Source organism: Oryzobacter telluris (assembly GCF_043099285.1).
GTDB lineage: Bacteria > Actinomycetota > Actinomycetes > Actinomycetales > Dermatophilaceae > Oryzobacter > Oryzobacter telluris.
Map to the genome: position 1 here is coordinate 3,155,540 of NZ_CP170723.1, position 12,847 is coordinate 3,168,386.

General features: G+C 73.7%; 9 protein-coding genes. 3 read left to right on the plus strand and 6 right to left on the minus strand.

The window, feature by feature from the left end; translation table 11 throughout:
• Positions 1 to 4: 4 nt before the first annotated feature.
• The 5 genes from ACFLFB_RS14640 to ACFLFB_RS14660 form a co-directional block, all read right to left on the minus strand.
• Entirely contained in the window at positions 5 to 1,573 is a 1,569-nt protein-coding gene (locus tag ACFLFB_RS14640) for a peptide ligase PGM1-related protein (protein ID WP_392542912.1), read from the minus strand.
• Positions 1,570 to 2,730 carry an adenylate/guanylate cyclase domain-containing protein gene (locus tag ACFLFB_RS14645; RefSeq protein ID WP_392542913.1) on the minus strand — a complete coding sequence of 387 codons (1,161 nt, stop codon included), beginning with the start codon at positions 2,728 to 2,730 and terminating at the stop codon, positions 1,570 to 1,572. The genes ACFLFB_RS14640 and ACFLFB_RS14645 overlap by 4 nt, the downstream gene beginning before the upstream one ends.
• Positions 2,727 to 3,110: a response regulator gene (locus ACFLFB_RS14650; RefSeq protein ID WP_392542914.1), complete on the minus strand. Its 384-nt coding sequence runs from the start codon at positions 3,108 to 3,110 to the stop codon at positions 2,727 to 2,729. Before ACFLFB_RS14650 ends, ACFLFB_RS14645 begins: the two co-directional genes overlap by 4 nt.
• Complete coding sequence (locus ACFLFB_RS14655) at positions 3,107 to 5,773, minus strand: GAF domain-containing protein (protein WP_392542915.1); 2,667 nt, start codon at positions 5,771 to 5,773, stop codon at positions 3,107 to 3,109. Before ACFLFB_RS14655 ends, ACFLFB_RS14650 begins: the two co-directional genes overlap by 4 nt.
• A gap of 119 nt (positions 5,774 to 5,892) precedes the next feature.
• Positions 5,893 to 6,495 carry a general stress protein gene (locus ACFLFB_RS14660; RefSeq protein WP_392542916.1) on the minus strand — a complete coding sequence of 201 codons (603 nt, stop codon included), beginning with the start codon at positions 6,493 to 6,495 and terminating at the stop codon, positions 5,893 to 5,895.
• Between the two features lie 90 nt (positions 6,496 to 6,585).
• Between ACFLFB_RS14660 and ACFLFB_RS14665 the strand changes: the two genes are divergently transcribed.
• Both ACFLFB_RS14665 and ACFLFB_RS14670 read left to right on the plus strand, forming a co-directional pair.
• Positions 6,586 to 8,340 carry a D-alanyl-D-alanine carboxypeptidase family protein gene (locus ACFLFB_RS14665; protein ID WP_392542917.1) on the plus strand — a complete coding sequence of 585 codons (1,755 nt, stop codon included), beginning with the start codon at positions 6,586 to 6,588 and terminating at the stop codon, positions 8,338 to 8,340.
• Between the two features lie 61 nt (positions 8,341 to 8,401).
• A complete protein-coding gene (locus ACFLFB_RS14670) occupies positions 8,402 to 10,069 on the plus strand; it encodes a D-alanyl-D-alanine carboxypeptidase family protein (protein ID WP_392542918.1) in 1,668 nt (555 codons plus the stop codon).
• A gap of 4 nt (positions 10,070 to 10,073) precedes the next feature.
• Here ACFLFB_RS14670 and ACFLFB_RS14675 read toward each other — a convergent pair whose 3' ends face one another.
• On the minus strand, positions 10,074 to 11,270 hold the full coding sequence (locus tag ACFLFB_RS14675; RefSeq protein WP_392542919.1) for an acyl-CoA dehydrogenase family protein: 1,197 nt from the start codon (positions 11,268 to 11,270) through the stop codon (positions 10,074 to 10,076).
• A 134-nt stretch (positions 11,271 to 11,404) separates the two neighbouring features.
• Here ACFLFB_RS14675 and ACFLFB_RS14680 point away from each other — a divergent pair, with 134 nt between their 5' ends.
• The gene (locus tag ACFLFB_RS14680) at positions 11,405 to 12,772 is read left to right on the plus strand and encodes a cytochrome P450 (protein WP_392542920.1); all 1,368 of its coding nucleotides are present in this window, start codon (positions 11,405 to 11,407) and stop codon (positions 12,770 to 12,772) included.
• Positions 12,773 to 12,847: the final 75 nt, after the last annotated feature.

The following is a 12,847-nucleotide window of genomic DNA, read 5'->3' on the forward strand; positions in this document are numbered from 1 at the left end:
CGCGTCAGACCGGCAGGGTCACGTCGAGGAGCGCGGCCGCGGCCTCCTCCAGGAGCCGGCGCTCTGCCTCCTCGTAGAGGGCCTGGGCCCCCTCGGCCGTCGTCCCGATCGCCGTCATCCCGAGCCGCCCGTGGGTGGTGAGCGCGCTCATCATGTGGAAGACGACTCCCGTCTGGCGCGAGGGGTCGAAGTGCAGGCCGGATCGCGCCACGAGGTCGAACAGGTCGGAGAGCCGCAGCCCCTTGAGGCACTCGTCCTCGAGGTGGTCGGTGGCGACGAGGTGCCGGTCCTCCCCCGCCGGCGTGCGGAAGGTGCCGTCGGCCGGGTCGTACCGCCCGTCGGTGAGGAACTGGAGGGTGAGGAAGGGGTGGGTCGTGCCGCCCCTGCGGATGTTGACCTCGATGGCGTGTGCCTCCCACGCCTCGCCCTGGCGGACGGTGACGAAGTCGACGGCGAACCGGCCGAGGACGCCCTCCTCCGCGAGGACGGCACCGATCCTCTCCGCGGCGGCGGTGATGAGGACCGCGTACGCCGGATCCGCGGGGAACCGGCAGCCGAGGTAGGACTGGCCGCTCGGGCCACCGAGGAGCTGGTCGTGCGTCGAGAGCACCTCGACCTCGCCGAGGGGCGTGACCCGCAGCTGCACGCTCGGGCTGCGGATCTCGTCGCCGGTGACCCGTTCCTCGACGATCCCGCCGCGCTGCGCGAGCTTGGCGAGGAACGTGTCGACGTCGATGCGCTCGTCCTCCAGCTCCATCCCCTGCATCCGCTCGGCCACCGCGTCCTCGTGGCCGGGCGTGCCGCCGGCGGGCACCCCGGTGAGGTCGACGACGGCGTTGCCCTTGCCGGAGACACCCTCGTTGAGCTTGACCATCGCCTCGCGGGCCCCCGCCCGGTGCAGGTCGACCAGCGCGGCGAGCACCTCCTCGCGCGCGTGCAGGTCCTCGTGGCCGGACGGGTGCCGCACCCCGGCGCGGGCGAACACGCGCCGGCAGCCGGTCTTCGTCCCGAGCTCGAACAGGCGCGGGTCGGCCCCGTACATCGGGATGCCGAGGACGATGGCGAGGTCGCGCTCGAGCGCGGTCGTCGTGTACGGGATCAGGTGCGAGAGCGCGGGTTCCGGCACGAGGTCGCGGACCTGCTCGAGGAGCCGAGGCCGTGCGAGCAGCTTCTCGGTGAGCGACTCGGGGCCGCCGTCGCCCACCGACACCAGGTGCAGCCGGGAGCGCGCGTGGCTGGGGATCACCCCCGGCAGCAGGGAGAGGTAGTACTCCACCACGAGCGGGTCGATGGGCTGCGAGGTCACGTAGACCATGCGCAGCCGCGGCTGGCGCAGCAGGAGCAGGAGGAAGAGGAACCGCTCCTCGAGGGCCTGGCTCAGCGTCCCGGGGTTGGAGACCACCCGGTCGACCGACATCGAGGGGACGACGACCACCGACTCTCGGGGGTCGTCGCGCCGCATGCCCCGCCACACCTCGGGCAGGCGGGCCTGCAGGCGGTCGAACTCGGCGTCACGGGCGCCGTCGTCGAGGTCGCGCAGGACGAGGGCGGGGCGGGCGGTCTCACTGGTCATCGTGCTGCCTCCGGTCGGACGAGGTCGACGTCGAGGACCTCGTGGACGTCGACGAGTCGGCTGATCCCCTTGAGCTCGACCGGGCCCAGCTCGCGGCTGAGCACCGGCCCCTCCACCCCGTCGAGCACGCGCTGGGTCACGAGCACCTGCCCCGGTCCGGCCATCGCGCACAGCCGGGCGGCGAGGTTGGTCACCGTGCCGATCGCCGCGTAGTCGTAGCGCCCGGAGAACCCCACGCGCCCGAGGGTGGCGTACCCCTGCGCGATGCCGACGCCGAACCCCAGCTCGTGGCCCTGTCGGCGCCACCCCAGGGCCAGCCGCTCCACGGCCGTGCGCATCTCCACGGCCATCCGCACGGCGCGGTCCGGGGCGTCCGGGCAGGGCACGGGGTCGTTGAAGAAGACGAGCATGCCGTCGCCGGCGAAGTGCTCGAGCGTCCCCTCGTACCGGAAGACGAGCTCGCCGAGCGCCGCGTGGTACTGGCGCAGCACGTCCATCGTCTCCTCGGGCTCGGCGCGCTCCGCGAACGGGGTGAACCCGCGCAGGTCGGTGAAGACGGTCGTGATCTCGCGGCGGTGGCTGCGCAGGAACGACTCGTCACCGCCCTCGACCACCAGCTGCGCGACCTGCGGGGAGAGGAAGCGGCGCAGCCGGCCCAGCCGCCCGAGCTCGTCGACCTGCGCGGCCACCCGGGCCTCGAGCCGCTCGTTCCACTCGGCGAGCGCGGCGGCCTGCGCGACGACGGTGTCGTGGTACCGCTTGATCCGCACGAGGGAGCGCACCCGGGCCAGGAGCTCGGCCTGGTCGAACGGCTTGGTGACGAAGTCGTCGGCCCCGGCCTCGATGGCCCTGACCTTCTCCGACGCCCCGCTCGCCGTCACCATGACCACCGGCACGAACTGCGTCCTCGGGTCCTCCCGGATCCGCCGGCAGGTCTGGTAGCCGTCGAGCCCCGGCATCATGACGTCGAGGAGGACGACGTCCGGCAGGGGGCCGTCCGCCAGGAGCTCGAGCGCCTCCTCACCCGAGGCCGCGCACCGCACCTCGAACCCGCGCGGCGAGAGGACGGCGTCGAGCAGCCGGAGGTTCTGCGGCACGTCGTCGACGACGAGGACCGCCGCCCCCTCGGGGACCACCGCGCTCCCCTCGGCGGTCACCGCCCACCGCCGCGGCGCGCGTGGAGCAGGACCTGCTCGGGGAAGTCGCGGACGCTGATCGGCTTCTCGATGAAGCCGTCGAACCCTGCGTCGAGGGCGCGGCTCCGGTCGGCGGCCATCGCGAGCGCGCTCACCGCCACGACCGGGACGTCGGCGGTCCGGGGGTCCTCGCGCAGGCGCGAGAGGGTGGCGTGGCCGTCGATCCCCGGCAGCTGGAGGTCCATGAGGACGACGTCGGGGCAGCCCCGCTCGAGGGCCGCGAGCGCCTCCTCCCCCGTGGTCACCGCGACGACGCTCAGGCCGGCGAACTCGAGGACGTCCCGCGCCAGCTTGAGGTTGCGCGGGTTGTCCTCGACGAGGAGCACGGTGACCCGGCTCATCCCCCTCCCCCCTCCCCTCGGCGCCCGACCTGGGCGACCTGCGACAGGCGCCCCGCGAGCCAGTCGAGCTCGAGCGCCCCCTTGGACGCGACGAACTCGATGCGCCCGCGCAGCCGCTCGCGGTCCCGCGCCGTCAGGGACTTCGAGGTGAGGACGACGACGGGCGTGGCCGCGTGCTCCGGGTCGGCGCGGAGCATGTCGACGACGGCGAACCCGTCGACCCCGGGCATGAGGAGGTCGACGAGCACCACCGACGGCGAGGCCGCCCGCACCACGTCGAGCGCATCGGCCCCGCGGTCGGTCGTCGTGACGGTCCACCCGTGCGGCTCGAGGGTGGCCCGGATCAGCGCGAGGGCGACCGGGTCGTCGTCGATGACGACGACCCCACCCGGGTGCGCCGAGCCGTGGTCCGCGCCGTCCGCGACCGCCCGCCACACGGCCCCCAGCAGCTCGTCGCGTCCCACCGGCTTGACGAGGTAGTCGGCCGCCCCGAGCGCGAACCCCCGACCGCGCTCGGGGAGCACCGACACCACGACGACCGGGGTCTCGGCGAGCGACGGGTCCCCCTTGATGGCGGCCAGCACGTCCCACCCGTCCATCCCCGGGAGGTGGATGTCGAGGACCACGGCGGTCGGCCGGAGCGCCCGGACGGCCGCCAGCCCCTCCTCCCCGCTCGGGACCGGGACCGGGCGCAGCCCGGCCGCCCCGAGGTGGAGCTGGACCAGCTCGGACGAGCTCGGGTCGTCCTCGATGACGACGACGGTGGGCCGGGCGTCCTCCACCGACGGCTCGTACGTCGCCGGTGCCGGCGCCGGGTGCTGGTCGCCGGGCTGGTTCGGGAAGGTCACGCCGAAGGTGCTGCCGACGCCGACCTCGCTCGTCAGCCAGACGCGCCCACCGTGCAGCTCGACGATCCGCCGGGTGAGGGTGAGCCCGAGCCCGGTCCCCTCGACCTGCGAGGTCGAGCGCGACCCCTGCTGGAAGGAGTCGAAGATCCGCTCCTGGTCGTCCTGCGCGATCCCCACGCCGGTGTCGGACACGGTGAGGACGAGGTCCGGCCCCTCGAGGGTCGCCGCCACCGTCACGCTCCCCCCGGCCGGGGTGAACTTCACGGCGTTCCCCACGAGGTTGAGCAGGACCTGCTTGAAGCGCAGCTCGTCGGCGCGCACGAGGCCGGGGACGGTCGAGAGGTCGCTGACGAGCTCCAGCCCCGCGCGCTGGGCGCGCTCGCGCAGCAGCGACAGGACCCCGTGGACCGCGTCCGCCAACGGGAACGTCGACAGCTCGATCTCCATGCGTCCGGCCTCGACCTTGGACAGGTCGAGCACGTCGTTGAGCAGGTCGAGGAGGTGGCGACCCGCGTCGTGGATGTCGCCGACGTACTCGGCCTGGCGCTCGTTGAGGTCGCCGAACATCCGCTCGAGGAGGACCTCGGAGAAGCCGATGACGGCGTTGAGCGGGGTCCGCAGCTCGTGCGACATGCTCGCGAGGAACTCCGACTTGTGCTGGCTGGTCTCCTCCAGCTCGCGGCGCTGCTGCTCGAGCTGCTGGTACAGCCGCACGTTGGTCAGCGCCACCGCCGACTGGACCGCGAAGGCCGTGAGCATCTCGGTCGTCTCGTCGCTGAACGCGCCGGTGCTGAGCCGGCGCACGACGAGGACCCCCACGATCCGGTCGGGCCGGGTGAGCGGCACCGCCACCAGTGAGCGCCACCCGGCCGCGTGGAGGATGTCGAGGTGCGGGTCGCGCTCGGCCAGCGTGAGGTCCTGCACCTGGACCGGTGTCCCGGAGCGGGCCGCCCGGCCGACGAGCGTCTCGTCGAGGTGGATGCGCACGGACTGCAGCCGGTGGAGGACGTCGGGCTGGGTGCCCCAGGCGGCGCGGACCCGGAACAGCCTCGTGGCCTCGTCGTAGTCCATGAGCGAGCCGCCGTCGGCCCCGGCGAGCGACACCGCGTGCTCGACGATCATCGTGAGGACCTCGTGGTGCTCGAGCGTCAGCGAGCTGATGGCCGTGCCGATCTCGGCGAGCGCCTGCATCTCCTCGACCTTGCGGGTCAGCCCGGCCCGCTGCTCCTGGAGGGCGGAGAACAGCTGCCCGGTGCGCACCGCCAGGGCGGCCTGCGCCGCGAAGGTCGTCAGCAGCTGGGCGACGTGGTCGTCGAAGGGCCGGACCTCGGTGCGCCAGACCGTCAGGACGCCGACGACCTCGTCGTCGACCACCATCGGCGCCCCGATGATCGAGCGGTACCGCCCGCGCCGCTGGTACTCCGGGAGGTTGTAGTCCGGGTCGGCGAGGACGTCGTCGATCTGGCGGGTCGTCCGGTCGAGCGCGACCCGGCCGATGAGGGTGGAGCGGTTGCCCGGGACGGGGTGCTCGACGGCGAAGGCGACGTAGTCCGGGTCGTGCCCGATGAAGCTGGCCAGCCGGTACCCGTCACCCTCGGCGAGGCTGATCTGGGCCACGTCGGCGTCGCAGAGCCGGCGGGCGTTGTGCACGACGGCCTGGAAGACGTCCTCCTCCGAGGAGGACGCGCGGGCGAGGACGGAGAGCACCTCGCTCGAGGCGGCGAGCTGGTCCTGCGCCTCCGCGAGGCGCGCCGTGAGCCGCGTCGGGTCGTCCGTCGTCGTCGCACGACCGGAAGCAGCAGGAACGTCCGTCACACGGCACTCCGATCAGGATCGGTCGGCCCTGAGGGTTCCCAGCAGTGTGCTCCCTTCCGACCCCTCCTGTCACCGCCCGCCTGCCCGCGACGGCGCAGGCCAGGGGGCCGGGACCCGCCTCAGCCGGCAGGCGGCTGGTGCGGCGGCCGCGCTGCGCCCGCGGCCTGGCCCGGGTCGCTCACGCGGGCCCGCTCGGCCTCCTGCGTGCGGCGGACCTGCTCCTGGGCCGCGCGCATCGGGTCCATCTCGTGGAGCAGCTCGCGGCCGCGCTGCACGTGCTTGTGCTCGCAGAGCACCTCGCACTTGTTGGCCACGACGTGGCTCACCGAGGTGAAGTCGCGCTGGCCGCGGGTGAGGGCGTAGCCGACCATCGCCCAGACCATGCCGAAGACGGCGCCGAACGCGACCGTGCCGACGATGCTGAGGATGTTGAAGCCGCTGGGGTCGAACAGGGCGAAGATCGTCCCGATGAACAGGCCGAGCCACATGCCGGACAGGGCCCCGGCGCCGATGACGCGGCCGCGGGTGAGCCGGCCGGTGACCCGCTCGAGCTGCTTGAGGTCGGTCCCCACGATGAGGACGTCCTGCACGGGGAACTCGTGGTCGGACAGGTAGTCGACGGCCTTCTGGGCGTCCTCGTAGCTGTCGTACACCGCCAGGGACATCGGGTACTCCAGCGACAGGGCCGCGCGAAGGCCCGGGCGCATCGGCTGGGTGCTCATGCCCGACATCATCGCAGGCGCCGCTGGACGTCGGCTGGGAGGCCGCTGGGCGCGGGTGCGGGGCCGGGAGCGATCGGCGATGCTGGGGTGATGCCGCCGCCCCCGTCGCCCCTCCCGTGGTGGCGACGGCGCCGGGCGCAGGTGGCGGTGGCCACCGCGGCCGTGGTGGCCCTGTCGGGTGGGGCCGTCGCCCTGCTGCAGGACCGGGAGCCCGGCCGGCCACTGGCCGCGACACCCTCCGCCTCCTCCCCGTCGGCGAGCCCGAGCGCGACCGCCACGCCGACGCCGAGCCCGACGCCTGCGCCCTCGACGGTGCCGGAGGCGAGGGCGAAGGGCACGCTGCCCACGGTGAAGCGGCTGCGCGCCGACGACCGGTGGGCGCTCTCGGCGACCGCCAGCCGGGCGTCGACGCCCCGTCCCGGTGCAGGGGTGCCGGTCGTCTACCTCGTCGCCGACGACCGCCTCGACCTCGGCTGGGCGGCCGTTCCCGCGGCAGCCGCCCGGGGCGGCTCCGTCCTGCTCACCAGGGGCGACCGGCTGCCGGTCACGACGAAGGCCGAGCTCGAGCGCCTGCACCCCGCCGAGGTGGTGGTCCTGGGCGGGACGAGGGCGGTGGCCGACCGGGTCGTCACCACCGTGGAACGGGTCGCCTCGGTGACGCGGGTGGACTCGGACGACCCCCTCGCGGTCGCGCGGGCCGTGAACCGCGCCGCCTTCCCCACCGCGACGACCGCGTGGGTCGCCTCGGCCGGACGGGCCACCGACCTCGCCGTCGCGGCGGCCACTGCGGCCTCGCGGCGCTCCCCCCTCGTCGTCGTCGCGGAGGGCGCCCGGTCGCTGCCCGCGGCCGACGCGGCCCTCCTGGGCGACCTCGGCGTCCGCGACGCGACCGTCGTGGGCGGGACGAAGGCCGTGTCCTCCGGCGTGGCCGACGCCCTCGACCGGGCGCTCGGCGGCGAGGTCACCCGTGCCGAGGGCGCCGACCGCGCTGCGCTCGCGGCCCGCACCCACACGATGGCCTGGGGCCGGGCCACGGCCGCCGCGGCGTACGTGGCGAACGGCGACCGCGTCACCGACGCCTTCACGGGTGCGGTGCTCGCCGGGCGCGTGGGCGTCCCGCTCTACTGGTCGCTCGTCCACTGCCTGCCCGCTGCCACCCGCGAGGGGGTGCTCGCCGACACCGTGGCCCGGGTGACGGTGCTCGGCGGCGAGGGCTCGGTGCGCAGCCTCGTCGACGACCTCACGCCGTGCCGCAGCACCGAGGACCCCTCCAGCCAGTGGGTGCTCGTCAACAAGCGAAACGGCCTGTCCCCCAGGAGCTTCGTCCCCAAGGACCTCAAGGTCGTCCCGATGGAGCACTCCGGCGGCCACCAGCTGCGCGCCGACGCCGCCGACGCCCTCGCCGCGATGGCCCGAGGGTCGAGGGAGGCCGGCGCCGGGACGGTCGGCATCGACACCGCCTTCCGCTCGTACGAGACCCAGGACGCCCTCTACACGACCTGGCTCGCCCGCCGCGGTCGCACCTGGGCCGACACCTGGTACCTCCGCCCGGGGTTCAGCGAGCACCAGACCGGCCTCACCGTCGACCTGCTGCCGATCGGCCGGTCGAGCTGCACCATCAACGACTGCATCGACGAGACGCCCCAGGGCGCCTGGCTCGCGAGGAACGCCTGGCGGTACGGCTTCATCCTCCGGTACGAGCGCGGTCACACCTCGACGACCGGCGTCGGGTTCGAGCCGTGGCACTTCCGGTACGTGGGCACGGACCTGGCCCGGGCGTACCGCGAGGGCGGCTGGCACACCTACGAGGAGTTCCTCGGGCGCCCGGCGGCGCCGACGTACTGACCGGCGGACCGCCCGCGCTCCGGCGCGCCCCGCGCCGCGGCAGTGCCTACCATGCTGAGGCATGACCCCCCGACCTCGCGGCCCTCGTTCCCTCACGGCCCTCGCGACCGCCGCCGTCGCCCTCGTCGTGGGGTCATCGGCCGCCGTCGCCACCCCGTCCGCTGCGCCCGCCACCCCTCGTGCCGCGGTGCCGGCCGCCGCTCCCTCCCTCGCCACCGTGGCCCAGCCGAGCCTGTCGCGCATCACCGGGTCCGACCGGTACGCCACCGCGGTCGCCGCGTCCCGGAAGACCTACGGCACCGCGCCGGTCCCGGTCGCGTACCTCGTGTCCGGAACCGCCTGGTCGCACGGCTACTCGGCCATCCCGGCCGCCGCCACGCAGGGTGGACCGGTCCTCTACACGGCCAGGGACTCGATCCCCGCCGTCGTCGTCGCCGAGCTCGACCGCCTCCGGCCCCGCCGGGTCGTCGTCGTCGGCTCGACGGCCGCGGTCTCCACCAAGGTCGCCCAGGCCGCGACCCGGTGGACCAGCGACGTGCGGCGGATCGGCAGCGACAGCCGCACCTCGACCTCCCAGTCCCTCAACCGCTCCGCGTTCACCAGCGCCACCTCGGCCTGGGTCGTCGACCAGTCGGCGCGCGCCGAGGCGGTCGTCGGCGCGACGGCGGCGGCGGCCCACCGCGGGCCGGTCGTCGTCCTCGACGGGACGGCCCCGGACCTCCACTCCGCCAACGCAGCCCTGCTGCGCGACCTCGGCGTCACGAGCGTGACGATCGTGGGGCCCACGAGCCTGGTGTCGTCGGGCATCGAGGCCGACCTGCGGGCGCTCGTGGGCAGCGCGGGCGTCGTGCGGGCCGCCGGGGCCGACGCGTTCGCCACCGCCGAGCGGGTCAACGCCCTCGGCTGGCCCAGCATGGCCCCTGCCGCGGCGTACCTCGCGAACGGGCTCGACCTCACCAACGGCTTCGCCGGGGCGGTGCTCGCGGGTCGGACCAAGCGCCCGCTGTACCTGACCCAGCCGTTCTGCGTCACGGCCGCCGTGCGCCCGGCGCTGCTCGGCCCGGGCGTGGCCCGGGTCGTCCTCCTCGGCGCCGAGTCCTCGATCCGCCTGCTGGCGGGCCGACTCGAGGCGTGCCGCAGCATCGACGCGTCATCGAGCCTGTGGGCCCTGGTGAACAAGCGGAACCCGGTGTCCCCCAGGACGTTCGTGCCCGCGAACCTCGTCGTGCCCTCGATGCTGTACGCCGACGGCCAGAAGCTGCGGTCCGATGCCGCGGCCGCCCTCGCGCGGATGGCGTCGGCGTCCTACGCCGAGGGAGCGGGCCGCGTCGGCATCGACACGGCCTACCGCTCGTACGACACCCAGAAGGCGCTCTACGACAAGTACCTCGCGCTCAAGGGGCGCACGTGGACCGACACCTGGTACATGCGGCCGGGGTTCAGTGAGCACCAGACCGGGCTGGCGGTCGACCTGCTCCCGATCGGCCGGTCGAACTGCCGGATCAACGACTGCATCGACGAGACGCCCCAGGGGGTCTGGCTGGCGAAGAACGCGTGGCGCTTCGGCTTCGTGCTGCGCTACGAGAAGGGCCGCACGTCGACCACCGGGATGGGCTTCGAGCCGTGGCACTTCCGCTACGTCGGCGAGCCCTTGGCCAAGGCCTACCGCGACGGCGGCTGGCACACCTACGAGGGGTTCCTCGCCCGGCCGGCCGCGCCGACCTACTGAGGCGTCAGCGGGCCCGGTAGTCCTCGAGGAGGCGGCGGCCGATGATCATCTTCTGGATCTCGGCCGTCCCCTCACCGATGAGGAGCATCGGGGCCTCGCGGTAGAGCCGCTCGATCTCGTACTCCTTGGAGTACCCGTAGCCGCCGTGGATGCGGAAGCTCTGCTCCACGACGTCGGCGCAGTTCTCCGACGCGAGGTACTTGGCCATGCCGGCCTCGAGGTCGTTGCGGGCGCCGGCGTCCTTGAGGCGGGCCGCCTTGACCATCATCTGGTGGCTGGCCTCGACCTTGGTCGCCATGTCGGCGAGGCGGAACAGGATGCCCTGGTGCTCGGCGATCTTCTTGCCGAACGTCTCGCGCTGCTGCGCGTAGGCGATGCCCAGCTCGAAGGCGCGACGGGACAGGCCGCAGGCGCGGGCGGCGACGTTGACGCGGCCCACCTCCACCCCGTCCATCATCTGGTAGAAGCCCTTGCCGGGGACGCCGCCGAGGACCTGGGTCTCCGGGGCGCGGTGGGCGTCGAGGACGAGCTCGGTGGTGTCGACGCCCTTGTAGCCCATCTTCTCGATCTTGCCGGGCACGGTGATGCCCTGCGCCGTCTCGCCGAAGCCGGGCTCCTTGTCGACGAGGAAGGTCGTCATGTTCTTGTACGGGCTGTCGCTCTCACCGAGGTCGGTGCGCACGAGGACCGCGACGAGGTTGGCCGAGCCGCCGTTGGTCAGCCACATCTTCTGGCCGGTGACGACCCACTCGTCGCCCTCCTTGACCGCCTTGGTGCGGATGGCCGCGACGTCGGATCCCATTCCGGGCTCGGACATCGAGAACGCCCCGCGCACCTCACCGGTGGCCATGCGTGGCAGGTAGCGCTGCTTCTGCTCCTCCGTGCCGTGCTGCAGGATCAGGTACGCCACGATGAAGTGGGTGTTGATGATGCCGCTCACCGACATCCAGCCGCGGGCGATCTCCTCCACGACGAGCGCGTAGGTGAGGAGCGACTCGCCCAGGCCGCCGTACTCCTCGGGGATCATCAGGCCGAAGATCCCCATCTCCTTCATGCCCTCGACGATGTCGGTCGGGTACTCGTCGCGGTGCTCGAGCTCGGTGGCGACCGGGAGGATCTGCTCCTCGACGAACTCCCGGACGAGCTTGATCAGCTCGTGCTGCTCCTCGGAGAGCCCGTCGGTGGTCTGGAGTCGGGACACGCGTTCGCCGCCTTCGGCTCGGGGGTGGTCTGGCCTCCCGAGTATGCCGTCGGGCGGCGTCGGGCTGAACGGCACGACGGTGTGAGTCCCCCCACCCCCTCGACGCCGCTCGGGTCCGGGGCCACCATGGAGCGATGACAGCCCTGGCTCCCCCACCGGTCGTGGGCGGCCGGCTCCGGCCCGTCATGGGGCTGCGCCGCAACGCCGTGGAGTACGCCGAGTCGACGTGGCGCGAGCACGGCGACCTCGTCCGCATGCTCATCGGTCCGCCGGGGATGGATCGCGAGGTCTGGTGGCTCCACCACCCCGATGCCGCGGCGCGGGTGCTGTCGGGCAGCTCGTGGCGCGGGTACTCCAAGCAGGACCAGGTGCACGAGGAGATCTCCCGCTGGCTGGGCCCGGGCCTGCTCACCGCCGAGGGCGAGGAGTGGACCCGCCAGAAGCGCTTCCTTCAGCCGGTCTTCACCAAGGTGGCGGTCGACGGGTACGCCGACCTCATGGTGGAGGAGATCGAGGCCGTCGTCGGCGAGTGGGACGTCGCGGACCGGCCGGTGGTCGACCTCGGCCGGCAGATGCAGCGGCTCACCCTGCGCGTCGTGCTGCGGGCGCTCTTCGGCGACGCGGCCGACGACGTCATCCCCCACGTCAACCGGTCATTCCCCGCGGTGTCCGACACGATCATGCGGCGCGGGCTGGGCGCGGTCCGGCTGCCCGCGTCGGTGCCGACGCCACGGGTGCGGCGCGGTCGAGCGGCCCGTGACGACCTGTTCGGCGTGTGCGAGGAGATCGTCGCCGCCCGTCGCGAGGGCCGCACGTCCGGGGAGACCGACCTGCTCAGCCGGCTGCTCGCCGCGAGGGACGGCGACGAGCGGCTCACCGACGAGGAGGTCCGCGGCCAGGTCCTCGTCTTCATGCTCGCCGGGCACGAGACCACGTCCACGGCGCTGACCTTCGCCCTGCACCTGCTCGGCCGCCACCAGGACGTCCAGGACCGCGTGCGCGCCGAGGTGCGCCAGGTGCTCGGCGACGACCGGCCCACCGCCGCGACCACGGCCTCCCTCCCGGAGACGACGGCGGCGCTCAAGGAGGCGATGCGCCTCTACCCGTCGGCCCCCATCCTCGGCCGGCTCAGCGTCGGGGACGACGAGCTGATGGGGCACCCGGTGCCCGTCGGCACCAACGTCGTCGTCGTGCCGTGGACCATCCACCGCCACCCCGACTTCTGGGCCGACCCCCTCGTGTTCGACCCCTCACGCTTCACCGGCTCCGGCGAGCGGCCCGAGCCGAGCCACCGGTACGCTTGGATGCCGTTCGGTGGCGGGCCACGCGGGTGCATCGGCCAGCACTTCTCGATGGTCGAGGCCGTGCTCGCCCTCGCCCTGGTCCTGCGCGGCCACCGGGTCACCGCGGTGGCCCACGGCGACCGCGTCCCGGTGGCCTCGCTCATCACCCTGTTCCCCACCGAGCCCGTGCTGTCGCGGGTCGAGCCGCTCTCGCGCTAAATGGGTGGCGCGCGGCGCCCGGGTGCGAAACCCTCGTCCTGAGGCCGCGGCACCCGCTGCTGCCCACTGCACCTG

Bases quoted from the DNA above. Each gene is read 5' to 3' on its own strand.
- ACFLFB_RS14640 (WP_392542912.1), bottom strand. From the start codon at position 1,573: ATGACCAGTGAGACCGCCCGCCCCGCCCTCGTCCTGCGCGACCTCGAC.
- ACFLFB_RS14660 (WP_392542916.1), bottom strand. From the start codon at position 6,495: ATGAGCACCCAGCCGATGCGCCCGGGCCTTCGCGCGGCCCTGTCGCTG.
- ACFLFB_RS14650 (WP_392542914.1), bottom strand. From the start codon at position 3,110: ATGAGCCGGGTCACCGTGCTCCTCGTCGAGGACAACCCGCGCAACCTC.
- ACFLFB_RS14665 (WP_392542917.1), top strand. From the start codon at position 6,586: ATGCCGCCGCCCCCGTCGCCCCTCCCGTGGTGGCGACGGCGCCGGGCG.
- ACFLFB_RS14680 (WP_392542920.1), top strand. From the start codon at position 11,405: ATGACAGCCCTGGCTCCCCCACCGGTCGTGGGCGGCCGGCTCCGGCCC.
- ACFLFB_RS14670 (WP_392542918.1), top strand. From the start codon at position 8,402: ATGACCCCCCGACCTCGCGGCCCTCGTTCCCTCACGGCCCTCGCGACC.